The organism is Pseudomonas guariconensis, assembly GCF_900102675.1.
Classification (GTDB): Bacteria; Pseudomonadota; Gammaproteobacteria; order Pseudomonadales; family Pseudomonadaceae; genus Aquipseudomonas; species Aquipseudomonas guariconensis.
The window spans coordinates 158,061-180,931 of record NZ_FMYX01000011.1 but is presented as its reverse complement, the minus strand read 5'-3'; the positions used below and the strand labels follow the sequence as shown (position 1 = coordinate 180,931).

The 22,871-nt window shown below is 60.7% G+C and carries 20 protein-coding genes, 1 tRNA gene and 1 pseudogene; 11 read left to right on the top strand and 11 right to left on the bottom strand.

Annotated elements, in window-relative coordinates; genetic code table 11:
* Window positions 1-292: 292 nt before the first annotated feature.
* Window positions 293-2,617, bottom strand: coding sequence for a DUF5906 domain-containing protein (locus BLS27_RS18495; protein ID WP_244155254.1), 2,325 nt, complete (start codon window positions 2,615-2,617; stop codon window positions 293-295).
* A gap of 174 nt (window positions 2,618-2,791) precedes the next feature.
* Here BLS27_RS18495 and BLS27_RS24080 point away from each other — a divergent pair, with 174 nt between their 5' ends.
* From BLS27_RS24080 to BLS27_RS18475, 4 genes are read left to right on the top strand one after another with little or no spacing between them, the layout of a single operon-like run.
* On the top strand, window positions 2,792-3,274 hold the full coding sequence (locus BLS27_RS24080; RefSeq protein WP_341845468.1) for a hypothetical protein: 483 nt from the start codon (window positions 2,792-2,794) through the stop codon (window positions 3,272-3,274).
* Between the two features lie 15 nt (window positions 3,275-3,289).
* Window positions 3,290-3,544, top strand: coding sequence for a hypothetical protein (locus BLS27_RS18485; protein ID WP_090346136.1), 255 nt, complete (start codon window positions 3,290-3,292; stop codon window positions 3,542-3,544).
* Entirely contained in the window at window positions 3,541-4,785 is a 1,245-nt protein-coding gene (locus tag BLS27_RS18480; RefSeq protein WP_090346133.1) for an Arm DNA-binding domain-containing protein, read from the top strand. The genes BLS27_RS18485 and BLS27_RS18480 overlap by 4 nt, the downstream gene beginning before the upstream one ends.
* A gap of 55 nt (window positions 4,786-4,840) precedes the next feature.
* A complete protein-coding gene (locus BLS27_RS18475; protein WP_090346131.1) occupies window positions 4,841-5,797 on the top strand; it encodes an HNH endonuclease in 957 nt (318 codons plus the stop codon).
* Between the two features lie 188 nt (window positions 5,798-5,985).
* On the opposite strand, the gene BLS27_RS18470 is transcribed toward BLS27_RS18475, so the two are convergent.
* The 5 genes from BLS27_RS18470 to dapA all read right to left on the bottom strand — a co-directional run bounded on the left by BLS27_RS18470 (window position 5,986) and on the right by dapA (window position 9,687).
* Window positions 5,986-6,075: transfer RNA gene (locus BLS27_RS18470), tRNA-Ser, on the bottom strand.
* Between the two features lie 92 nt (window positions 6,076-6,167).
* Window positions 6,168-6,878, bottom strand: a complete 711-nt coding sequence (purC, locus tag BLS27_RS18465) for a phosphoribosylaminoimidazolesuccinocarboxamide synthase (protein WP_090346130.1) — start codon at window positions 6,876-6,878, stop codon at window positions 6,168-6,170.
* Window positions 6,879-6,907: 29 nt separating this feature from the next.
* Window positions 6,908-7,666: an MBL fold metallo-hydrolase gene (locus BLS27_RS18460; RefSeq protein WP_043213137.1), complete on the bottom strand. Its 759-nt coding sequence runs from the start codon at window positions 7,664-7,666 to the stop codon at window positions 6,908-6,910.
* The gene (gene bamC / locus BLS27_RS18455) at window positions 7,667-8,782 is read right to left on the bottom strand and encodes an outer membrane protein assembly factor BamC (RefSeq protein ID WP_043213134.1); all 1,116 of its coding nucleotides are present in this window, start codon (window positions 8,780-8,782) and stop codon (window positions 7,667-7,669) included.
* 17 nt (window positions 8,783-8,799) lie between these two features.
* A complete protein-coding gene (gene dapA / locus BLS27_RS18450; protein WP_043213132.1) occupies window positions 8,800-9,687 on the bottom strand; it encodes a 4-hydroxy-tetrahydrodipicolinate synthase in 888 nt (295 codons plus the stop codon).
* Between the two features lie 259 nt (window positions 9,688-9,946).
* Here dapA and BLS27_RS18445 point away from each other — a divergent pair, with 259 nt between their 5' ends.
* Together BLS27_RS18445 and BLS27_RS18440 are read left to right on the top strand one after the other, a co-directional pair.
* Window positions 9,947-10,507 (top strand): glycine cleavage system transcriptional repressor, encoded by a 561-nt coding sequence (locus tag BLS27_RS18445; protein WP_043213129.1) that lies wholly within the window; start codon window positions 9,947-9,949, stop codon window positions 10,505-10,507.
* 11 nt (window positions 10,508-10,518) lie between these two features.
* Window positions 10,519-10,992 carry a peroxiredoxin gene (locus BLS27_RS18440; protein ID WP_043213128.1) on the top strand — a complete coding sequence of 158 codons (474 nt, stop codon included), beginning with the start codon at window positions 10,519-10,521 and terminating at the stop codon, window positions 10,990-10,992.
* Window positions 10,993-11,039: 47 nt separating this feature from the next.
* Here the strand turns inward: BLS27_RS18440 and BLS27_RS18435 are convergent, their stop codons facing one another.
* Window positions 11,040-12,110 carry an AI-2E family transporter gene (locus tag BLS27_RS18435; protein WP_090346129.1) on the bottom strand — a complete coding sequence of 357 codons (1,071 nt, stop codon included), beginning with the start codon at window positions 12,108-12,110 and terminating at the stop codon, window positions 11,040-11,042.
* A 21-nt stretch (window positions 12,111-12,131) separates the two neighbouring features.
* Entirely contained in the window at window positions 12,132-12,371 is a 240-nt protein-coding gene (locus tag BLS27_RS18430; protein WP_043213126.1) for a sulfurtransferase TusA family protein, read from the bottom strand.
* Between the two features lie 117 nt (window positions 12,372-12,488).
* Between BLS27_RS18430 and BLS27_RS18425 the strand changes: the two genes are divergently transcribed.
* Entirely contained in the window at window positions 12,489-13,925 is a 1,437-nt protein-coding gene (locus BLS27_RS18425) for a M48 family metalloprotease (protein WP_043213125.1), read from the top strand.
* A 37-nt stretch (window positions 13,926-13,962) separates the two neighbouring features.
* Here BLS27_RS18425 and nadA read toward each other — a convergent pair whose 3' ends face one another.
* Both nadA and BLS27_RS18415 read right to left on the bottom strand, forming a co-directional pair.
* Window positions 13,963-15,021 (bottom strand): quinolinate synthase NadA, encoded by a 1,059-nt coding sequence (nadA, locus tag BLS27_RS18420; protein WP_043213124.1) that lies wholly within the window; start codon window positions 15,019-15,021, stop codon window positions 13,963-13,965.
* Window positions 15,022-15,248: 227 nt separating this feature from the next.
* Window positions 15,249-16,757: a YdgA family protein gene (locus BLS27_RS18415; RefSeq protein ID WP_090346128.1), complete on the bottom strand. Its 1,509-nt coding sequence runs from the start codon at window positions 16,755-16,757 to the stop codon at window positions 15,249-15,251.
* Between the two features lie 495 nt (window positions 16,758-17,252).
* Here BLS27_RS18415 and BLS27_RS18410 point away from each other — a divergent pair, with 495 nt between their 5' ends.
* From BLS27_RS18410 to BLS27_RS18400, 4 genes and pseudogenes are all read left to right on the top strand, one after another.
* Window positions 17,253-18,605, top strand: a complete 1,353-nt coding sequence (locus BLS27_RS18410) for an APC family permease (protein WP_090346127.1) — start codon at window positions 17,253-17,255, stop codon at window positions 18,603-18,605.
* Between the two features lie 47 nt (window positions 18,606-18,652).
* Window positions 18,653-19,939 (top strand): annotated as a pseudogene (locus BLS27_RS24305) (methyl-accepting chemotaxis protein); the annotation flags it as partial.
* Between the two features lie 102 nt (window positions 19,940-20,041).
* The gene (locus BLS27_RS24300) at window positions 20,042-20,797 is read left to right on the top strand and encodes a methyl-accepting chemotaxis protein (protein ID WP_409286673.1); all 756 of its coding nucleotides are present in this window, start codon (window positions 20,042-20,044) and stop codon (window positions 20,795-20,797) included.
* A 67-nt stretch (window positions 20,798-20,864) separates the two neighbouring features.
* Window positions 20,865-21,812 carry a cation diffusion facilitator family transporter gene (locus BLS27_RS18400; RefSeq protein WP_070574370.1) on the top strand — a complete coding sequence of 316 codons (948 nt, stop codon included), beginning with the start codon at window positions 20,865-20,867 and terminating at the stop codon, window positions 21,810-21,812.
* Window positions 21,813-21,846: 34 nt separating this feature from the next.
* On the opposite strand, the gene BLS27_RS18395 is transcribed toward BLS27_RS18400, so the two are convergent.
* Window positions 21,847-22,647, bottom strand: coding sequence for a polysaccharide pyruvyl transferase family protein (locus tag BLS27_RS18395; RefSeq protein WP_090346124.1), 801 nt, complete (start codon window positions 22,645-22,647; stop codon window positions 21,847-21,849).
* Window positions 22,648-22,871: the final 224 nt, after the last annotated feature.

The window sequence follows — 22,871 nt, the reverse complement described above, 5'->3', positions numbered from 1 at the left end:
TTCACACAACCCAACACAAACCCAACACACTTAAATACCAATGAAATCAGCGAATTACTTGATGCTGTGTTGAGTGTGTTGGGTTTGTTGAGTTTTTGAGTGTTCGCATGGGATTTATTTGCGCCGTCAAAGGCACCGCTAAAAACGTCGCGCCTGCGCGTGCGCGAAAGCAAACCCAACACACCCACCACGGCCCCCGCACAAGGCACAGCAATCGCGGCATGCACGTGTGTTGGCCCGCAAAAATCAACGCAACACAAACCCAACACACCCGACACACAAATAGGCGTACTCATGCGGCAAGCCCTTTCACGTGGTCCCAACCGTCGACGTTCCAACCCGCGAGCTTCGCCCGCTTCCGCCACTCGACAACGGTCTTGCCCAGCTCGGCCGACACCAAGGAAGGGGGAAGGGAAGGATCGCCATCACTCGGGACGAAGAACGCGGCAAACCGTCGATTGGTTCCATCCATCCAAGGAATGGCCCGAGTCTTCTCCACCGTCGCACTGATCATGAGCGAGAACTTGGTCTGACTCATGGAGTGTTCCTTGTTGCGCGCGCACCATTCAAGGAAAAGCGCATACACGTCGGTGGAGAGGCAGCAGCCCCATAGGCCGTACCCCAGCTCGCCTGTGCGCCATAGACTGAGGAATGTCTGCCAAGCCGTTCGGCTCAGTGCGACCAGCCGCTGCCGGGCTTCTGTCTCTGGTGGTCGCGTGCGCTGGTCGAATTCGCCCAGATCAATGCTGAGCAGCCAGCCGTAAAGGGCTGCCACACCTCCATTGGCCAGTTCACTACCAATGGCCTTTTGCCTTTCGCGTGGCAGCGTCTCCATTGGCCACATCACCAACATGCGGCGGTCGCTATCGCTAATCGGCCAAGGCAGGATCTCGTTACTGAGGAAGACCGCATTCATGTGGTTGGACTCCTCCCAACCATTGATGAACTTGGACTCCATCCGCACCGTTTTGCCGGTGATCAAGTGCTTGATCTTGCCGACCTGGTTGTAACGCTGATCACGACTGACAACTTCCTCGAACACGGCCCAGAGCTTGCCGCTCTGCCAGGCGTTAAAGCTGCCCTCCAGCTGCGTCTGGCCTACGACTGCGGCGTATTGGCCATACAGCTCACCAAGAACATCGGCAAAGAGAAGACTCTTGCCCGAGCCTTCCATGACTGAGTGGGCCAACACTGCCGTGTCCATCTTGGCCCCCATGTGCTGCAACGGATAGGCGAGCCATTTAGTCAACCACTCGATCTCGACCTGGTTGTGGTTACAGAGGAACGAAATCAACCACCGCAGGTTTTCGCAGGCTGCATCATCACGCACCGGCTCAAGGGGCAAACCCTCGAAAGTGTTGATGTACTCATTGGGGTCTTTCTTCATCGCTGGGTCGAACACAATGTTGTTGACGTCCACCACCCGGCGATCCTGGCTGTTCAACCACCACTTGTAGTCCTCCCCTATAGCCATCTTCACAGCACCTTCGGGGATGCGACGCTTCTTCTCACAGTCCCAGACATCCTTGGTGCCGTCGATGTAGACATAGCGCTCCAAGGGATCGAGCTTCAACGCTCCACCCTTCTTCGCAGCCATGCGCCGCACCTGATCCAGTTGCTGCGCCTTCTCAGGGGCAATCAACTTTTTATCAGTGCTCTCCATCCACGCCTTCGCTACCGGCTTCCCTACAAGAGCCTCCAACCCTGTCCGCTTCATGGGCCTTGCCCGGTCCAGATCCCACACGTTGGTGGATCCTTCGATCAAGGCAAAGCGCCGCAGCGCATCTGCCATATCCGCACCACCGCCCCCCGCGCCCCCTGCATCGGAGGAGCCGGCCGGGCCGGGGGCGCTGTTGCCCGATGGGGCGCGGGGAAGCTGGTCACCCATGCTGTCGTCGGCAAACGGCGCTATCTGACCAGACGACCCAGTCGCGGAAGGAGCCCCCCCCAACGGCGGAGGACTGGGCGGGCGTGACGCAGCATCAATACCAAGCATACGGGCTGCTGCTTTGGTCGCCGCCTTTTGGTCGCCGCCATGTTCCAGGATGCAGTACACGTCGAACGCATCGTTTCGATGCCCATTCGCCAACGGATCGGAGCTGTGGTGCGAATACAGCTTGCCTTCGCTGATAGTGACGCCTGGGTCGCCGCTGGTACTCTGGGGACAAAGCCATTTATCCCCCTTGCGCTCGTAGCCATGCGCCTCGATCAGAGCGGAAAGATCATGGCTCTCATTGAAGAGGGGAATTACTGCAGGCAAATCCGAGCCGCCACGCACCAGGGCAGGCCGAGACTTCTGCTGCTGAGGCCGAACGACCGGCGGCGCCGCCTTCGGTAACCATGGGCAGAGCCCTTCAGCCCTCGGTTTTACTTCATCCCAGCCCTGCCAGATCGAAAGCAGTTCTGGCGGCAACACGGGCAGGCCATCAGCGCTTGGAGGGGTGCGCCAAGTATATGGTTTACCCGTGCCAGGGTGGATGGAAGGCGGGAGCACGTCCTGCACCAGGCCGGCCCGCAGCTCAAAGACAGTGATTCGCTTGAATGGCTCCGCAGCCATGCGCAAAGCATCCACCCGAACTGCATCCCCAGCATCCTTGGCCGCCTTCGCTGTGATCACCACAACGACCTACATACCCAACACACGCGATCCAAAGGGCGTGCAGACCTTCATGCGCCCCGCCATGGGGGTTCTTTGCGACGTCTGCAACACCCCACGGACCCGCAGCAACCATGAACGCTGCAGCAAGATCCGCCAGGCGGCGGGCTTCGTAACAATCCGAGGGCGTAAAGCATGACTATCAATTTGACCAAGCTGAAAGCGCTCGCAGAGGCCGCCAAGCGCGACCCGTATGATCATCTGGCAGCGAATGACTACGGCATGTCGATGCCGCCCGCGACGGCGCTGGAACAAAACGCCGAGATCGAGCGCCACCGCATGGACGAAGCCGAGGGCTGGAAGCCCGAGATCAGCAACCGGCCTGTTGGGGGCCACACCTCCGATGAGCTGGTCATGCACAGCCTCGACAAGGCGGAGGGCTGTAAGCCCGACCTCAACAATAACCGCCCCGAGCAACTAACAAGGCCACGCATGGCCACCCACAGCCTTGATCTACCCGCGATGTGTGACATCTGCGGAAAAGCGCGCTCGACCCGCAACCACACCAGCTGCAGCAAGATCCGGCAGCAACGGAAGAACGTCGAATGGCAATCCTACATGGCCAACGTGGCCGCTAAAAAACTCCAGCAGGTACTGCGCCTGCGCCCACTTCGTTGAGCCGGAGAGAGCATTATGGCAAAGCAACAAGTTAAGCCCATGCATGAAGCAACCAATCAAACTTCCGAAGCATTGCAACTACTTATTACGCCGGCTGTATGGATTCGAAAAGAGTTGCTATTCCCGATCTTTGGACTCAGCACCGAAGCCGTACGCAAGTATCGTGATCGCGGAATTTGGCTTGAGGAAAAGCAGTGGCGCACAGACCCCGCAAACGTGATCGTTTACAACCGCCTCGAGATCGAGAAGTGGATGGCTGGCCACCCATGAAAGAAAAACTGCCTGCTGGCATCGACGCCCTCCCAAGGGGCGTCGACATCAATGGTAACTTACTGCGGATCGCCTTCATGTACGAAGGCGAGCGCCGCCGCGAGCCGCTGCGCAACGTCGCCAAGATCAACAAGGCCTCCATCGCCTACGCGGACAACAAACGCAGAACGATACTTGCCGAGATCAAGGAAAACCGCTTCGACTATGCGGCCCACTTCCCCGACTCGGCATGGCTTAAGGCTAGACAGGCACTGCCGAACGAGCCGGCCAAAAGAACTGTAGACGAAGGGATAGCGCAGTGGCTTGAAGTTGCCAAGGTCAAAAAAGCCCATAGCACATTCATCAACTACAAAAGCAAGTCCGAACACGTTAGAAAAAAGTTCACCGGCCGAACATTCGCAAGCATCCCAAAGAGTGAGCTTGAATTATTCCAAGCCGAACTACTCACCAAGGGCCTCAAACCGAAAACCGTAAACGACGTCTTCACTATTATACGGGGTGTGTGGGGGGATGCGTTCAGCGATGAAATCATCAAGCTCAACCCCCTGGAGCGCATCGAGAACATCCAGTCTGACAGCGACAGCGAATTCGCCGACCCATTCACCCGTAGCGAGATCGAGCGGATAGCTGCGGCAGACCCCGAGCGAATGGCAGACAGTCGCATGATCGTCTTCAACTGTTGGGCCGGGCTGTCTCTGTCTGAGTTGATCGCGGCCGCTATAGAGGACGTCGACCTGGTGGCCGGCACGCTATCAATTAGGCGCGCTCTGGTTGCAGGTGAATTCAAGGTACCGAAGGAGCGTTCACGCATTCGTACGGTTGAACTCATCGAGCCGGCTCTGGAGCTGCTGACCGCGATCGTGGCCGATGCCAAGGACGACGAACCCGCCCACATCACCGTAGTGCAGCGGGACAACATCACAAAAAAGCATGAGCGTGTTCGTTTCCTGTTTCGCAGTTCCACCAGCGGCCTGCTGTGGAACGGAAAAACTGTAAGCAACTGGTTCACCGCCCACCTCGAGAAAGCAGGCATTCGCCATCGAGGAGCGAACCAAGCGCGCCACACGTTCGCGAGCCAAGCACTGTCCAGTTACGTCCCCATTGAATGGGTCGCACGACAACTGGGTCACAGCGACACAACCATGGTGCGCAAGCACTACGGTCGCTGGATCTCGAAAGACACGAAGAGCATGGCGGATATCGTCTCCAAGATGATGGGCTTTACAGGCGAGCGGCAGTGAGGACAAAAAAGTCACTACATATCAGCTCTTAGGCCTTACCACCAGCTATGATGGCTTGAACGTTCAATTTGGAGAAAAGCTCTTGGGAAGGCCTGCCATATCTGCCGCCCTGAAACGTGCTGTTTTAATTGAAGCAGGGCACCGTTGTGCAATTCCTACCTGTCGCCATCCAGACATAGAAATTCACCATATAATTCCTTGGGAGACTTGCCAAAAACACGAATACCAGAATTTAATAGCCCTGTGCCCTAACTGCCATACAAGAGTGCACAATGGAAAAATTGATAGGAAATCTCTAGCGGCTTATAAAGCAAGCCTCATAGCGAGCATTAGAAATCTGGGCGAAGCTGCTTTTGACCATCCGATAATCGAAGTAAAACGCCGAATTTACTCCGTGGACACCGAGAATTCAGATCTTTACTTTGACTTTGAGTTTCCTGATTTCGCCCAATCTGAATCTATAATTGCCTCTAAAAATATTGAAGCTTGGGGAGTAGAGCTTTTAGATGCGCACAATGACTCCATAAAATTTATTAAAAAGGAACAGTACAACTACCCCTTTATGGGCGCAAAACTGACAGGTCGATACGAAGTAGTTCGGCGAGATAAGCATTTTCTAAGTGTTGAATACACCATAAACTCTTACTACGGGGGAGCTCACGGCTCAACCGAGACAAGAGTCCAGAACTTTGCCCTAGAACCTTTCACACCAATTTCACTTGAGGAACTACTAAAAGACGAAACCGCACTTACGCTGTTGTCAAAAATTCTGAGAGAGGAGTTGCTGCGCGAGAATCCCAACCACTCCAAAGACTGGATAATCTCAGGAACCGAACCTACTTTTGAAAATTTGTCCTGCTTCACCATCGGCTTATACACTATAAACTTTATTTTTGGCGAATATCAGATCGACTGTTACGCGGCAGGCATATCAAGGGTAGCCATTCCCTTTTCGAAGCTTCGCGACATCATCAAACCTGAAATCATGGATGCCCTCATTAGCGACAACTGAATGTCAGAGACGGGTTAGCCACGTACATCAGTAAACAGCCAAATCAGCCCTACTCCAGCTGGCGTATCGCGGCCAGCGGAGGCCTGGCACGATGAAAAATTGCCCTAGAATTGCCCTAGCTCATGGACCAGAAACGACGAAGCCCCCGAAAACATCAACGTTTTCGGGGGCTTCGACTACTTCGCATATGGCGGAGAGATAGGGATTTGAACCCTAGGTACCCGCGAAGGTACAACGGATTTCGAATCCGTCCCGTTCGACCACTCCGGCATCTCTCCAGTGGCGCGCATCATACCAGCGATTTCGCGAAAGGCAAACCCTTCTTTGAAAAAAATCCGCGTGGTATCAGGCGCTTGCGTGAACGTGTCGCTTAGAGCGGCACGCCCAGACGCTTGGCCACTTCCTCATAGGCTTCGATGACATCACCGAGGCCCTGACGGAAGCGGTCCTTGTCCATTTTCTTGCGGGTTTCCTTGTCCCACAGACGGCAGCCGTCCGGGCTGAACTCGTCGCCCAGGACAATATGGCCGTGGAAGACGCCGAACTCCAGCTTGAAGTCCACCAGCAGCAGGCCGGCGTCATCGAACAGCTTGCTCAGCACTTCGTTGACCTTCAGCGACAGCTGCTTCATGGTCGCCAGTTGCTCGGCGGTGCCCCAGCCGAAGGCGACGACGTGGGATTCGTTGATGAAGGGGTCGCCCTTCTCGTCGTTCTTCAGGAACAGTTCGAAAGTCGACGGCTCCAGCTTGATGCCTTCCTCCACGCCCAGGCGCTTGACCAGGCTGCCGGCGGCATAGTTACGCACCACGCATTCGACCGGGATCATGTCCAGCTTCTTGACCAGGCACTCGTTGTCGCCGAGCAGCTTGTCGAACTGGGTCGGAATGCCGGCTTCTTCCAGCTTTTGCATGATGAAGGCGTTGAACTTGTTGTTCACCATGCCTTTGCGATCGAGCTGTTCGATACGCTTGCCGTCGAACGCCGAAGTGTCGTTACGGAACAGCAGGATCAAGCGGTCGGCGTCGTCGGTCTTGTAAACCGATTTGGCCTTGCCGCGGTAGAGTTCTTCGCGTTTTTCCATGATGGGCTCCGCTTGCTTGAGTGGGTGGGCTAGGCGATTTCGCGCCAGTCGAGCCCATGTTCCTGATTCGCCACCTGGAGCCAGTCCGGGTCGCACCCCAAGGTGTCGACGAAGCACTGGCGGGCCAGTTGTGGCCGGTTATTCTTGCTGCTGAGGTGGGCCAGCACCAGGTGCTGCAGATGTTTCCAGCCCAGCTCGGCCACCAGGCTCGCGGCCTGGTGGTTGTTCAAATGTCCCTGGCTGCCGCCGACCCTGAGCTTCAGGAAGTGCGGGTAGTGCCCGCGCGCCAACATGTCACGACAGTGGTTGGCTTCGATCAGCAGGGCGTCCAGACCTTGGTAGCGCTCCAACAGATGCATGTCGTAGGAACCAAGGTCCGTGAGCATACCGAAACGTCGGCGCCCATCACTGACCACATACTGCAACGGCTCGAGCGCGTCATGTTCGACCCGCGCCGCGCTCACTTCCAAAGCGCCGATACGCAGGCTGTCGCCACACCGGAGCAGACCACTGGCAGGCACCGGCTTGCGCATGCCACGCAGGGTCCCCTCGCTGAGATAGACCGGTACATTGTAGCGCCGAGCCAGCAACCCCACCCCATGCACATGGTCGGCATGTTCGTGGGTCACCAGCACGGCGCTCAGTTGTGCCGCGGACACCCCGAGCAACGCCAGGCGTCGCTCGGTCTCCCGCAGGGAAAAGCCGCAGTCGACCAGGATGAACGTGTCACCACTGGCGATCAGCGTGCCGTTTCCCTGGCTACCGCTTCCAAGTACCGCGAAACGCACTTAGCCCAGGTGGTCCTGAATCATGCTCAGCACGCGGCGGGCCACATCGGCCGGCGCCACGGTGTTGATGTTCTTCTCGACAGTGACCTGCACGCTTTCGCCAACCTTGCTCAGACGGACCTGATAACGCTCGGCGCGAGCCTCACGCTCTTCCTTGCTCGGCTCGCTGCCGAACAAGCGACCGAAGAAGCCAGGCTGGTCCTGTTTGTCGTCGGGTTTCTCGGACAGGTTGATGTAGTAAAGGCCCAGACTGCGGTTGATGTCCTCGACACGCCATTCGCCCTGCTCCAGGGCGCGGCCCACGCTGGACCAGGCGCGATCCAGATCGGCGCCCAGATAAAGTACTGGGTTGCCGCTGCCGTCTTCGGCCAGGCTGACGCGGCTTGGCGCGTCGAAGTCGCGGGCGGCGAGCAGCGAGACCGAACCGCCCTTCTCGGCGCTGCGGTTCATGCTGGCCAGCATTTCGTCGACCAACAGGGCGTCAGCGCCGGTATTGGTGGAGCTGGAGGGGAAATCAGGTTCGGCGGTGCTGCCGGCCGGACGCTCGACGCTAACGACATACACTTCGGAGGTGTTGCGCTGCACGCCTGGCTCCATGCGCACACGGACACGTACTTCGCTGTCCGGGCTGCTGGAGGAGCTGGCAAGACGTTGCCCCAGGGACGCGGAGAGCTCGTCGAAACGCTGCCAGGTGGTGTTGAATTCACCGGTCTGCGGACGCTCCTCGGCGATGCGGAAGCCGTTGTCCTCGAAGAACTGGCGCGCCACCGGCCAGACTTCCGCCGGGGAGCGCTGGGCCAGCACCCAACGGCTGCTGCCGCTGCGCTGCAGGGTGAAATCGCTTGCCTCGGCCGTGGCGGTCAACGGCTGTGGACGGGGCACCTCGAACTCGCCGGTGGCACGATCGTCGGCGACGTTACGCGGGATCGGCAACAGCGGATCCAGGCGCTTGGGGTTGCTGGCGTCCGGCGGCAACTGCATCGGCGCAGTCGGGTGCGCCTGCAGGTAATCGCTGCCGCGGTCGCGGAAATAACCGTCCTCGCCCCACAGCCAGCCGCAACCGCTGGTGCTGGAAATGATCAGGGCAAGGGTGGAGAGACCAGCCAGTCGCTTCATGCGGGGTACTTCCTCGATTAAACCAGTACGCCGGACTGGCGCAGGGCCGCACGGACTTTTTCGTGGCAGCCTTCGCTCAGCCAGGTGAGCGGCAGGCGGATGCCTTTTTGCATCAGGCCCATTTCCACCAGCGCCCACTTCACCGGAATCGGGTTGGCTTCGCAGAACAGGTCCTTGTGCAGCGGCATGAGTTTTTCGTTGATTGCGCGGGCCTTCTCGGCATTGCCCTCAAGGGCGGCCTCGCACAGATCGGCCATTTCGCGCGGGGCGACGTTGGCAGTGACGGAGATGTTGCCCTTGCCGCCCATCAGGATCAGCTCGACGGCGGTCGGATCGTCGCCGGACAGGACGATGAAGTCCTTGTCGACGCCGTCGAGGATGGCCTTGGCGCGCACCAGGTCGCCGGTGGCTTCCTTGATGCCGATGATGTTCTTGACCTTCGACAGGCGGATGACGGTCTCGGCCTGCATGTCGCAGGAGGTGCGGCCGGGTACGTTGTAGAGGATCTGCGGGATGTCGACGGCTTCGGCGATGTGCTTGAAGTGCTGGTACAGGCCTTCCTGGGTCGGCTTGTTGTAGTACGGCACGACGAGCAGGCAGGCGTCGGCGCCTGCGTTCTTCGCGTTCTGGGTCAGGTGGACGGCTTCGGCAGTGGAGTTGGCGCCGGTACCGGCAATGACTGGGATACGGTGGTTGCTGCGCTTGACGCGTTCGACCACATGCTTGATGACCAGGATGTGCTCCTCGACATCCAGCGTGGCGGACTCACCGGTGGTGCCGACAGCGACGATCGCGTGAGTGCCTTTTTCCAGGTGGAAGTCTACAAGTTTGTCGAGGCTGTCCCAATCAAGACGCCCTTGTGCATCCATGGGAGTGACCAATGCCACCATACTGCCCGCAATCATGTAACTGCTCCTGCCGGAAAAAGAGAGCGGTAATGGTACTGGCGCCATCGGCCTTGCACAAGCGAAGCAGGCGGGTGGAGCATTCCCCTTCGCGCTGCTTTTCGCTACCCTTCTCCCTTTGATCGGCACAGCGTGGCCCGCCGGGCCGTCGACAATGCTCCGCGCCAGCGTCCACGACCTCGATTGCGAGCCCGGGGCCCTGCCGACAGGAGGCTTATGCCTGTCCTGTGCCGACCGCTCATCGCTTTAGGAATGCTGCATGTCCACCCCCACTGTCCGCGAACAATTCCTTGTCATCAGTGCCTTGGGTCCCAACCCCATGGAGCTGGCCAACGTTCTCAGCCGCGCCGCCTTCGACAATCGCTGCGCGGTGATCACTTCGCGCCTGACCCGCCATGGCGAGACCAGTGCCCTGGTCTTGCAGGTCGGTGGCAGCTGGGATGCCCTGGCGCGCCTGGAGGCGGTACTGCCAGGCTTGGGCAAGAAGCACGGCCTGACCCTCGACGTAGTGCGCAGCGCCGATCAGGAAGTACGCCCCCAAGCCCTGCCCTACGTGGCCTATGTCAGCGCCGCCTATCGCCCGGATATCGTCAGCGAGCTGTGCCAGTTCTTCCTCGATCACCGCGTCGAGCTCGAGAGCATGACCTGCGACACCTACCTGGCCCCGCAGACCGGCAGCAGCATGCTCAATGCCCAATTCACCGTGATCCTGCCGGCCGGTACCCAGATCAGCTGGTTGCGCGACCAGTTCCTGGACTTCGCCGACGCCCTGAACCTGGATGCGCTGATCGAACCCTGGCGCCCACAGAATCCCATGTAAGGAAGCCCACCATGGCCGTAGCACTCGACCAACCCGTCGCCGACTTCCAGGCCCAGGCCACCAGCGGCCAGTCCGTTAGCCTGGCCGACCTCAAGGGCCAGCAAGTGGTGCTGTATTTCTACCCCAAGGACAGCACCCCGGGCTGCACCACCGAAGGCCAGGGTTTCCGCGACCAGCACGAAGCCTTCCGCGCCGCCAACACAGTGGTGTTCGGCGTCTCCCGCGATGGCATCAAGTCCCACGAGAACTTCAAGGCCAAGCAGGGCTTTCCGTTCGAGCTGATCAGCGACAAGGACGAGGCCCTGTGCCAGCTGTTCGACGTGATCAAGCTCAAGAAGCTGTACGGCAAGGAATACATGGGCGTGGACCGCAGCACCTTCCTGATCGACAAGAACGGCGTGCTACGCCAGGAATGGCGCGCAGTGAAGGTGCCCGGACATGTGGATGCGGTGCTGGCAGCCGCCCAGGCGCTGAACAAGCCCTGATATGAGCGCTCACCTCTTCGCGACTGAACCCGCGAAGAGGTGAGCGGTTACAATATGGGCGCCACTGAAGGCTCGTGCCTTGGCCAGGCATCGAGCACGGCCTTGAACAGTGTTGCCAGCGGGATCGCGAAGAAGATCCCCCAGAACCCCCACAGCCCGCCAAACAACAGTACTGCGCAGATGATCGCCACCGGGTGCAGGCTGACTGCCTCGGAGAACAACAGCGGCACCAGCACGTTGCCATCGAGCGCCTGGATGATCGCGTACACCGCCATTAGATAGATGAACTGGTCGCCCCAGCCCCATTGGAACAACGCGATCAAGGTCACCGGCACGGTCACCACCACCGCTCCCACATAGGGCACCACCACCGACAACCCCACCAGCAAGGCCAGCAGCGCCGCATAGTTGAGCCCCAAGCTGATAAAGGCGATGTACGTGGCAATACCGCAGATCAGGATCTCGATACCTTTGCCGCGGATGTAATTGGCGATCTGCCGGTTCATTTCATCGCCTACACGATTGAGCAGCGTACGCTGACGTGGCAGGTAGCCACCAACCCAATGGGCGATCAGCTCACGATCCTTGAGGAAGAAGAACACCAGGATCGGCACCAGCACCAGGTAGATCATCGCATTGACCAACAGCGGCAGGCTGGACAGGGAGAACGTCAGCGCCCACTGGCCGAACTTGCCGATCTCACCACGCACCGACTCGATGGCGCGCAGCACTTGTTCATCGGAGACCAGGTGCGGATAACGCTCTGGCAGCAACAGCAGCAGCGACTGCCACTTACCCAGCATGCCCGGCAGCTCGTTGAACAGCGTGATCAACTGGTGCCAGAGCAACGGAACCAGCACCAGCAGGAACACCGCCAGTGCCCCCATGAACAACGCGAACACCAGCCACACCGCCAGCCGGGTGGGAACGTGCAAACGCTCCAAGGCATTGACCAGGCCCTGCATGAGAAACGCCAGGACCATCCCGGCCAGCACCGGTGCGAGCATGCCGCCCAGGGTCAGCACTGCAGTGAAAGCCAGGAACAGCAGCACTGCCAACACCACCGCCTCCTCATCGGAGAAGTAGCGCTGCATCCAGTCTCGAAGCACTTTGAACATTAATGATCCTTGGGATAAGACTCAGGCCTTGCGCAGCCAGTAGGTGTAGACACCGGCCTCGGCGGTTTCACGAAGCAGCGTATGACCGGCGAGCTGGGCAAAAGTGCGGAAGTCGCGCTGGGAGCCGGCGTCGGTGGCGATCACCTTCAGTACCGCGCCGCTGGCCAGCCGATTGAGCTCCATCTTTGCCTTGAGCAAAGGCAAGGGGCAATTGAGCCCACTGGCATCGAGTTCGGCATCGCAGGTGGGTGTGTCGATCATCCGGGCATCTCCTGGCGGGGCATCAGCATTGCAGACAAGTTCGCTAGGATAACGCCACTGGTCGCCAACGTGTGAGCCAGCTACAGTAAGGCTCTTTGATCGATGCGAGCTTCATGCATGAATCTACTGCGCCCCACCCTGTTGACGCTGGCCTGCCTGATGGCCCTTCCCGGTCATGCCGACGACCTGCCGTCACTGGGCGACGCCAGTTCCGCGATCGTCTCGCCGCAGCAGGAGCACCAACTGGGCCGGGCCTGGCTTAGCCTGCTGCGCGGCCAGGTCAACCAGCTGAACGATCCGCAGCTCAAGGACTACGTCGAGACCAGCGTCTACAAGCTGGCCGAAACCAGCCAACTGCAGGACCGCCGCCTGGAGTTCATCCTCATCGACAGCCGTGAGCTCAACGCTTTCGCCGCCCCCGGCGGGATCGTCGGGGTCAACGGCGGCCTGTTCCTCAACGCCCAGACCGAAGGCGAGTACGCCTCGGTCCTGGCCCACGAACTGGCGCACTTGTCCCAGCGCCACTTCGCCCGGGGCGTCGAGGCTCAGCAGCGCATGCAACTGCCCATGATGGCCGCGCTGCTGGCCGGTATCGTGCTGGCGGCCGGTGGTGGTGGCGACGCCGGCATCGGCGTGATCGCCGGCACCCAGGCCGCAGCGATCCAGGAACAGCGCCGCTTCTCTCGACAGAACGAACAGGAAGCCGACCGCATCGGTATCCTCAACCTGGAAAAAGCCGGTTACGACCCCCGCAACATGCCCAGCATGTTCGAGCGCCTGGCCCGCCAGTATCGCTATGACGCCAAGCCCCCGGAATTCCTGCTCACCCACCCGGTCACCGAATCGCGTATCGCCGACACCCGCAACCGCGCTGAACAAGCGCCCAAAGGCGGGGTCGAGGACAGCGCGCGCTACCAGCTGATCCGCGCCCGCGTCGCGCTGATCTACGAAGGCACACCAGGCCTGGCGGCCAAGCGCTTCCGTGCCCAGCTAGACGAAGACCCCACCCTGGATGCCGCGCGCTATGGCCTGGCCATCGCCCAGATCAAGGGCGGCCAGCTCAACGAAGCGCGGGCCAACCTGCAGCCGCTGCTGGCCAAGGCGCCCAACGACATCACCTACAACTTGGCGCAGATCGACCTGGACATCACCAACAACCGCCTGGCCGACGCCCAACAGCGGGCCGAGCGCCTGCGCGCGCTGTACCCGAGCAGCTACCCGCTGCAACAGATACGGGCCGACCTTCTGATCAAGCAGAATCGCCCCGCCGAGGCGGAAAAGGTATTGGATGATCTGATCAAACGCCGACCGGACGATCCGGACGTGTGGTACGACGTCGCCGAGGTGCGCGGATTGTCAGGCAACACTATTGGCCTGCACCGGGCACGTGCCGAGTACTTCACCTTGGTCGGCGACTTCGACCAAGCCATCCAGCAACTGGACTACGCCAAACGCCGCGCAGGCAGCAATTTCCCACTGGCCTCGCAGATCGATCAGCGCCAGCGGGAAATCATGGAACAGCAACGGATGGTCAAGGAGATGATGGGCCGCTAAGGCCAAGGGGGCGCTTTGCGCCCCAGGGCAATGCGGGTCAGGCGTTGCCGGAAAGCTTCAAGCGCGCTGCCTGGGTGAAATCAAGCATGCGATTGAGCGGTTTGATCGCTTTGGGCACCAGCGCAGGATCCACGAAGATCTCGTTGCTGCCCTTGCGCAGGCAGTCGAGGGTGCGCTCCAGGGTGTTCATGGCCATCCACGGGCAATGGGCACAGCTACGGCAGGCCGCACCGTTACCCGCGGTGGGCGCTTCGACGAACTCCTTGTCCGGGCACAGCTGCTGCATCTTGTAGAAGATGCCGCGGTCGGTGGCGACGATGAACGTCTTGTTCGGCAGCGTCTGGGCTGCCTTGATCAGCTGGCTGGTAGAGCCCACCGCGTCGGCCAGTTCGATCACCGCCTCCGGCGATTCCGGATGGACCAGGATCGCCGCGTCCGGATACAGCGCCTTCATGTCGGCCAACTGGCGCGACTTGAATTCCTCATGCACGATGCAAGCGCCATCCCACAGCAGCATGTCGGCACCTGTTTGCTTCTGGATGTAGCGCCCCAGGTGCTGGTCGGGCCCCCAGATGATCGTCTCGCCGTTGTCCATCAGGCTCTCTACGATCTCCAGCGCGCAGCTGGAAGTCACCACCCAGTCTGCCCGCGCCTTCACCGCCGCCGAAGTATTGGCGTAGACCACCACGGTGCGCTCCGGGTGCTGGTCGCAGAAGGCCGAAAACTCCTCCACCGGGCATCCCAGGTCAAGGGAGCAGGTCGCTTCCAGCGTCGGCATCAGCACGCGTTTTTCCGGGGTGAGGATCTTCGCGGTCTCACCCATGAAACGCACGCCTGCCACTACCACGGTACTGGCGGGATGGTTCTTGCCGAAGCGAGCCATTTCCAGGGAGTCGGACACACAGCCGCCCGTTTCCTCGGCCAGCGCCTGAATCACCGGGTCGCAATAGTAATGGGCCACCAGCACGGCGTTCTGGGCCTTGAGCTCGGCAGCGATGGCCGCACGGTAATCGGCCTCCTGCTCGGGCGTCAGCGGATTGGGCTGCTTGGCATCAAGATGAGCTTGAACCAACAGGCGTTCGGAAATCTGGGTCATGATCGCTGAACCTGCAGGCGCATGTGCGCGTCAGTCGAGTGTATCACCCGGCCCTGGCAGATCGGCTAAAGGGTGCCGGATGGCCGAGTGACCATCGCGACCCATCTGCGGGCGCGGACTATTATCGGAGGCCGAAGGCTACAGACAATCGCGCCAATTCAAAAGCCTTTTTTACGCCCCCAGGCCAGGGCCGACGGGGTGTCTGCACTGGCCTGGGCGAACGCATCTCACCCTTGTGACGACAGCGCCGCCAGATGAGCGCCCAACAGCACACCGAACTCCGTCAGGGTCATCTTCCTGCCGTTGAAGTCGACGATACCATCGGCATAATTCAGGCTGGAGATCACGTCATCGCCCTGCACAGTTCCCATGCCACTCTGCAACGCCATCATGCCGACCATCTCCCCCGCCTGACGCGACTGCATCGCGATGGCCTGGGCATCCGTCTGGCCGTCCAGCAAGGCCTGCAGGGTCGCCAGATCCCCGAGCATCGGCTTGGAGACGGACAGCTTGCTTTGCAGGCGGCTGACCATCTGCTCGCCTACCTGGGTCGGTGTCAGATCGAACGAGGGCGGATTGGCCAGGTCCACCGCCAAACTGAAACGACTCTCGCCGTTAGCCGTCTTGAATGACAACTCCTCCAACGCGACCTGCGGCTTGGCTGCGAGCATTCTCTGCAAGTCCGCCTGAACCTTCGCCCGCTCTTGCGGCGTCATCTCGAACGAAGGCTGCGCCTCTCCCCGGGCCGCGCTTTGCTGCAGTTGCGGCATGCGGGACTGGTACCAAGCGATCAACCCCTGCATTGCCGGGATGTCTATGGATTTCATGCTCCAGATCATCCGCCCGCTGCCCACCGCGCGTCCGGCGTAGGTAATGTCGGCGACCTTGTACTCCAGGCGTCCGGACAGCTTGTCTTCGCCCTCGGCGTCATAGCGATTGTTCTGCTCCAGGCCTTTGAGCACCAGGACTTCCTGCTTGTCGCCCAAGGTCACTTGGGTTTCGGCCAATGTCATGTCCAGATTGCCGACATAGATCATGTCATGGCCGGTGCCTTTCAGATCGCCAGCGACCTTGAAGCCGTTGAGCAGCACTTTGACCGGGGGCTGGTCGTCACCGACCAGATTCAGCGCCAGTCGCTCGGCCTTGCCGTCGACCCGCATCGATTGGCCGTCACGATCCCCCCGCAGCAGCAGGCGCATGCCGGAGAAATCGAGACTGCTGCCGTCATCTTCGCTGAACTTGACAGGGGCCAGACGGATGTCGCTGGACAAGCTGCCGTCATAGCCCAAGCTGACCTGGCTGGTGATCGGCGCCTGTTCGCCGGCGGCGGTGTACCAAGACGCGGTAGCATCGTCCTTGTCCAACTGACTGTTGCTGGTGGCCAGGACCGGCGCCAGATTCAGGGATTTGACCCGCGACCAGGGGAACGGGCCATGTTCGATTCGGTCGGTCACGCCCAAGTCGAAGCTCAGCGGCTCGCCTTCGCCTAGCCAGAGGTCTTTGGCTTTGATCCGGTAATGCGCGGTACTGGTGAAGAAGTGCTGATCCAACGAGACCAGTTCCAAGGTCATGCTGCCCCCGGTACCGGCGACCGCTTTCTTCAGTTGCTCGTTGCCCAGGGCAATGGAACGCTCCAGCTCTGCGGGCAATTGCTTGCCCGTGTACCAGGCGCCGCCGGCGGTGACGGCGGCGATGACGACGGCCAGGCCGCAGAGAATGCCTACTGATTTCTTCATGAATAAGACCGATTGCTGTCCATAGGAGGCTGATACGCGGCACCCAGCGCCACGCGGGGAGCCAAGATTATCACTGCCCGCAAAGGGACGCCTGGGCGCGCGATCTTTGCATCGCTGCAATGTAAAGTTTTACGAACACAATAATCGACATAGCGACGGTAACATTCCAAAAAACGACCACTCATCTGGATAAACCGTCGATAAAACTTCATCAAAGTTACATCTTGTCACGTTTCACTTGACACCATCCCGCCCTTCGATTTTTATTTTCACCACCCGCCCAGCGCCCCACAAACGAAGAAGAACAGCGCCGCCATCATGACTTCAGTCCGCCCGCCACCTTCGACGTTTTAGGCCCTGCCAGCCCGACACAGGCGTCTCTCGCGCCCATATCCGCTCCGACAAAAAAGGTGAACAACATGGAGCCCACCCGCTCGCTCTTGCCGTGCCTGTCACACACCGTGCCCGCCTCCCAGCCCCAGGAGCGTTGCCAGCATGCAGCCTGACCACAGCACTCACGGCACCGCCCAACTGAGAAAGTCCCTGCGTCTCTGGCACGTGGTCATCATCGGCCTGGCCTACCTCACGCCGATGACCGTGTTCGACACCTTCGGCATCGTCTCCGGCCTCACCGCCGGACATGTCCCAAGCGCCTACATCCTGGCGCTGGCCGGCATTCTGTTCACCGCGCTGAGCTACGGCACGCTGGTGCGCCGCTTCCCGCAATCCGGCTCGGCCTACACCTACACCCAACGCGCCATCAACAAGCACGTGGGCTTCCTGGTGGGCTGGGCCTCGCTGCTGGATTACCTGTTGCTGCCGATGATTAACGCCTTGCTGGCCAAGCTGTACCTCTCGGCGATGTTCCCGGAAGTCCCTGAATGGGTATGGGTCGTGGGGTTCGTCACCCTGATCAGCCTGATCAACATGCGCAGCATCAACTTGGTGGCAAGCTTCAACACCCTGTTCGTCGGCGTGCAGATCGTGATCATGACGGTGTTCGCGTACCTCTGCGTGCGCGGTCTGAGCCAAGGTGAAGGGATGGGTACCGCCTGGACCCTGCAACCGTTCGCCGACGACCAGACCCATCTCAACGCCCTGGTCGCGGGCGCGACCATCCTGTGCTTCTCGTTCCTGGGGTTCGACGCGGTCTCCACCCTGTCGGAGGAAACCCGCAATCCCGAAAAGGTCATCCCGCGTGCGATCTTCCTCGTGGCCCTGATCGGCGGCTTGATGTTCATCCTCATGTCGTTCTTCATCCAGGCGTTCTTCCCAACCATGGAGCGTTTCCACGACCAGGAAGCGGCCTTGCCGGAAATCGCGCTCTACGTCGGCGGCATGCTGTTCCAGTCGATCTTCATCGTCTGCACCGTGATCAACACCATCGCCTCGGGCCTGGCATCGCAGACCAGCGTCTCGCGCCTGCTGTATGTGATGGGCCGCGACAAAGTCATCCCCCAGGGGCTGTTCGCACGCCTGCACCCACGCTACAAGACTCCGGTGCTGAACATCGCCGTGGTCGGTCTGATTTCCCTGTCGGCGATCTTCTTCGACTTGGTGACGGCCACCTCGATCATCAACTTCGGCGCGCTGGTAGCCTTCAGCTTCGTCAACCTCTCGGTGATCATCCACTGCTACCTGCGCGAGGGCCTCAACAAGGGGCTGGCGAACAAGCTGAAATACCTGGTGTTGCCAACCATCGGTTTCTGCATCATTGCCATGCTCTGGCTGAACCTGAACGTGGATTCACTGCTGTTCGGCGGCGTCTGGGCCGCGTGCGGCGTGCTATATCTAGCCTGGTTGACCAAGGCGTTCAGGGTCGCGCCGCCGACCTACCTCGCCGAATGAGACTGCCTGTCGACGACGCCCGCGCTTGATCGCGGGCGTTGTCCTTGATGAGAAGGAAAGCTCCCATGTTCCTGCGCCGCCTCTCCATCCAATGGAAGATTACGCTCCTTGCCGGCTTGTGCCTGTTGACCATCGTAGTGCTGCTGGTAGCCACCTCGCTGTTCCAGGCCAAGCGCAGCGCGGTTCAGGTCTTCCAGGCCAACACCGAACTGCTCGACCAAAGCGCGCGCCTGCGCCTGCAGGCCCACGCCGAAAGCCAAGCCTTGCGCGTGCAACGCTATTTCATGGATGCCTACCAGTACGGCAACGGCTTCGCCCGCCTGGTGCAGGCGCTTCGGGAACGCGGCGGCGAAGACCTGCGTGCCGAGCTCGTCAAGCAAGCCCGTCAGGCGCTGGCCGGCAACCCGGATCTGATCGGCCTGTACCTGGTGTTCCAGCCCAACGCCCTGGATCGACAGGACGCCCGCTTCGTCGGCCAGGATGCCAGCGGTAGCAACGATATCGGTCGCTACTCGTTCTACTGGTCCCAGCCGAGCCCTGGCACCCTCGAATCCGAGGTCATGCCTGAGTCCATGCTGGCCGACACCAGCACCGCAGCCAACGGATCCCCCTACAACCGCTGGCTGACCTGCCCTCTGGAGACCGCTAAAGCCTGCGTGTTGGACCCTTACTTCGACGAGGTCAGCGGTCGCCAGGTCCTGATGACCAGCATTGCCTTGCCCTTGTTGGAAAACGGCAAGGTGATCGGCGTGGTCGGCCTGGACATCGGCCTGGACAACCTGCAGCAATTGAGCCTGGCCGGGCGCCAGGAGCTGTTCGACGGTCAAGGTCAAGTCAGCATCGTCAGCCCCGCCGGCCTGTTGGCCGGGCACAGCCAGGACAGCGCCCAGCTGAGCAAGACACTGGAACAGGCCTTTGGGGATCAAGCCGGCGAACTCGCCGGACCGATACGTGCCGGCCAGGCCGTGGAGCGCCTCGATCACGGCTTGATGCGCATCTCGCGCCCCTTCGCGCCGATCCCGCAGGCCGAAGCCTGGCAGGTGCTGCTGGAACTGCCGGAGGCTGTTCTGCAAGCACCCGCGGTCGCTCTCAACCAGCGCCTGGACGCACACAACCAGACCGCCAACCTTACCAGCCTGCTGGTTGGCCTGGCCGCCGCCGTGCTGGGCCTGCTACTGGTGTGGCTGACAGCCCGTGGCGTGACCCGGCCGATCCTTGCCGTGGCCGAGCGCCTGCGTGACATCGCCAGCGGCGAAGGCGACCTGACCCGGCGCCTGGATTACACCCGCGAGGATGAACTGGGCCAACTGAGCGGTTGGTTCAACCGTTTCCTGGACAAGCTCCAGCCGGTGATCGCCCAGGTCAAAGGCTCGTTGCAGGACGCCCGCGGCACCGCCGATCAGTCCGCAGCCATCGCCAGCCAGACCAGCGGCGGTATGCAGCAGCAGCAACGGGAAATCGAACAGGTGGCCACCGCCGCCAATGAAATGAGCGCCACCGCCCAGGACGTCGCGCGCAATGCCTCCCAGGCGGCCCAGGCCGCGCGCGGCGCCGACCAAGCCACCCATGAAGGCCTGGAACTGGTGGCGGTCACCCGCCAGGCCATCGACCAGCTGGTGAGCGACATGGACAACGCCATGAATCAGGCACGCGCACTGGCCGGGCGTAGCGAGCAGATCGGCTCGGTGCTTGAGGTGATTCGCTCGATTGCCGAACAGACCAACCTGCTGGCGCTCAATGCCGCCATCGAAGCCGCGCGCGCTGGCGAAGCCGGGCGCGGCTTCGCGGTAGTCGCCGACGAAGTGCGCAGCCTGGCCCAACGTACACAGGTGTCGGTGCAGGAGATCCGCCAGGTCATCGAGGGGCTGCAACAAGGCACCCACGATGTGGTCGGCGCGATGCACGAGGGCCAGCGTCAGGCCCAGGACAGCGCCACACGCATGGAGCAGGCGCTGCCCGCCCTGCAAAGGATCGGCGAGGCAGTGGCGGTGATCAGCGACATGAACCTACAGATCGCCTCGGCCGCCGAAGAGCAGAGCGCCGTGGCTGAGGAGGTCAATCGCAACGTAGCCGGCATCCGCGATGTCACCGAGTCGCTGTCCGGACAGGCCGACGAATCGGCCCGCATCAGCCAGGCATTGAATCGCCTGGCCAATCAACAACAGGCCTTGATGGAACAGTTCAAGGTCTGAAGCCCCACGACGGGGACGACACTTAAAAGGATGGCTGCCCTTGGGGCAGCCTTGATGGAGCCCCACGATGGGAAAACCGTTTTTCGACCTGACCAGCGAACAAGGCGTGCTACGCCTGTCCATCGCGGTCACCCTGTTCATCGCCTTGATCGGCATCGCCTTCGGCCTGGCGTCAGGCTCGTTCTCGATTGTCTTCGATGGTGTCTACTCACTGGTCGATGCCAGCATGAGCGGACTGTCGCTGGTGGTGGTCAAGCTGATCACCTCCCACGCCCGGGCCGAGCGCATGTCACGCAAGCTGCGCGAGCGCTTCACCATGGGCTTCTGGCACCTCGAACCCATGGTTCTGGCGCTCAACGGCATCCTGCTGACTGGCGTTGCGCTCTATGCCTTGATCAACGCCGCCAGCAGCCTGCTCGAGGGCGGGCGGGACCTGGAGTTCGGCGTGGCACTGGTGTACGCCGTGGTGACTGTTTGCGCGTGCCTGGCAATCGCCATCGCCGAGGCCCGTGCCAACCGCAAGATCGGCTCGGACTTCGTGCGCATGGACGTCAAAGGTTGGGTGATGTCAGCCAGCATCACGGCGGCGCTGCTGGTGGCCTTTTGTGTCGGCTACCTGGTACAGGGCACCCAATGGGCCTGGATCTCCCCCTACATCGACCCGGCGGTGCTGGCGCTGGTCTGCCTGGTCATCATCCCGCTGCCGATGTCGGTAGTCCGCCAGGCGCTCTCGGAAATGTTCCTGGTGACCCCTGGCGACCTGAAGCAACACGTGGACGATGTCGCCCAAGCCTTCGTCGCCCAACACGGCCTGCAGTCGTATCGGGCCTACGTGGCCAAGGTCGGCCGCTCGCGGGAAATCGAACTCTACTTCATCGTACCGGCCACCATGGCTGCCAGGACCATCGCCGAGTGGGATGCCCTGCGCGACGAGATCGGCAACGCCATCGGCGGCGAAGGTCCGGACCGTTGGCTCACGGTGGTGTTCACAGGCGATCCGGAATGGGCTGAATAGCATCAGCCCTTTGCCACCATGGCAAGCAAGCCCTTCAGAGAGATGGAAACGCCTTGACGAGGCCTTCCTGCAGGCTTTCCAGGCCAGGGCGGGCGTAGCCCTCGGTGCTGCGCTCGATGGACCAGGCCTTGTCCAGGTGAATCTGCTCCGGTGTGACCGGCACCGGGTCGGCGATCCCGAAACTGGAGTAGTAGTCCTGGAACTTGAACTCCCACTGCGGGTAGCGCTTCATGCACAACCACTGGTTCGGGACACCATAGGAGTCCGCGACGATCAGGCCGTGCAGGCTCGTCGACAAGACGAACTCGCACGACGCGATCTCCTCGAGCACCTGCTTGACCGGTGAGAACACATCGATCACTCGCGACCCCGGGATCAACGACAGCAGGCTGGCGATTTCAGGCGAATTGCGATGATTGATATGCGGGATGATGCCTACCCGAATGGTCTTCAACGCCGGCTTCTTGACCAATGAAGAAGCCAACAAGCCCGGGTCACCCAGGACCGGCTGGCCCTTCAGGCCCTTTATCTGCTCCAGGCACTTGCGACCACGGACCGCGTGATAGTGGTGGTGGCCGGAGAACACATCGCCCGGCGTGCTGGAGCCGGTACCCCAGACATGCAACTTACGACGAACCCCCCACGTCCTGGCCTTCTTTTCACGGGCCAGGATACTGCCGATGGCGATCATTTCCGCCTCTTTGACCGGGCTGTGCACCACCTTGCGCCCAGAGACGAATTCCACGGTCAAAGCGGACAAATAATCACCAAAGTTCTGTTTGCCAGCATCGTCGCGCCCACTGCCACGACTCCAGAAAAGTTTGATCGGTTTCATGCCCGGGTAAATCCTCTCGCTCGCGGTACTTCGCTCGCGCCAACAGGACAGCGAAAACAGCGTGTTTATTTGGCGGGCAATATATAGGAATTGACTTATTGATTGGAGCGCCTTCGAGCTGTTAATACCCTGCGCGCAATACAATTGCGCAATATCCCTTCTTATCTCATGGATATACGTTGACGTTATTTTCACGCCCACTCCGCTAGCGTCGCAGCCTTTCC

Bases quoted from the DNA above. Each gene is read 5' to 3' on its own strand.
- BLS27_RS24080 (WP_341845468.1), top strand. From the start codon at position 2,792: ATGACTATCAATTTGACCAAGCTGAAAGCGCTCGCAGAGGCCGCCAAG.
- BLS27_RS18485 (WP_090346136.1), top strand. From the start codon at position 3,290: ATGGCAAAGCAACAAGTTAAGCCCATGCATGAAGCAACCAATCAAACT.
- BLS27_RS18480 (WP_090346133.1), top strand. From the start codon at position 3,541: ATGAAAGAAAAACTGCCTGCTGGCATCGACGCCCTCCCAAGGGGCGTC.
- purC (WP_090346130.1), bottom strand. From the start codon at position 6,878: ATGGAAAAACGCGAAGAACTCTACCGCGGCAAGGCCAAATCGGTTTAC.
- bamC (WP_043213134.1), bottom strand. From the start codon at position 8,782: ATGAAGCGACTGGCTGGTCTCTCCACCCTTGCCCTGATCATTTCCAGC.
- dapA (WP_043213132.1), bottom strand. From the start codon at position 9,687: ATGATTGCGGGCAGTATGGTGGCATTGGTCACTCCCATGGATGCACAA.
- BLS27_RS18445 (WP_043213129.1), top strand. From the start codon at position 9,947: ATGTCCACCCCCACTGTCCGCGAACAATTCCTTGTCATCAGTGCCTTG.
- BLS27_RS18440 (WP_043213128.1), top strand. From the start codon at position 10,519: ATGGCCGTAGCACTCGACCAACCCGTCGCCGACTTCCAGGCCCAGGCC.
- BLS27_RS18435 (WP_090346129.1), bottom strand. From the start codon at position 12,110: ATGTTCAAAGTGCTTCGAGACTGGATGCAGCGCTACTTCTCCGATGAG.
- BLS27_RS18430 (WP_043213126.1), bottom strand. From the start codon at position 12,371: ATGATCGACACACCCACCTGCGATGCCGAACTCGATGCCAGTGGGCTC.
- BLS27_RS18425 (WP_043213125.1), top strand. From the start codon at position 12,489: ATGAATCTACTGCGCCCCACCCTGTTGACGCTGGCCTGCCTGATGGCC.
- nadA (WP_043213124.1), bottom strand. From the start codon at position 15,021: ATGACCCAGATTTCCGAACGCCTGTTGGTTCAAGCTCATCTTGATGCC.
- BLS27_RS18415 (WP_090346128.1), bottom strand. From the start codon at position 16,757: ATGAAGAAATCAGTAGGCATTCTCTGCGGCCTGGCCGTCGTCATCGCC.
- BLS27_RS18410 (WP_090346127.1), top strand. From the start codon at position 17,253: ATGCAGCCTGACCACAGCACTCACGGCACCGCCCAACTGAGAAAGTCC.
- BLS27_RS24300 (WP_409286673.1), top strand. From the start codon at position 20,042: ATGCAGCAGCAGCAACGGGAAATCGAACAGGTGGCCACCGCCGCCAAT.
- BLS27_RS18400 (WP_070574370.1), top strand. From the start codon at position 20,865: ATGGGAAAACCGTTTTTCGACCTGACCAGCGAACAAGGCGTGCTACGC.
- BLS27_RS18395 (WP_090346124.1), bottom strand. From the start codon at position 22,647: ATGAAACCGATCAAACTTTTCTGGAGTCGTGGCAGTGGGCGCGACGAT.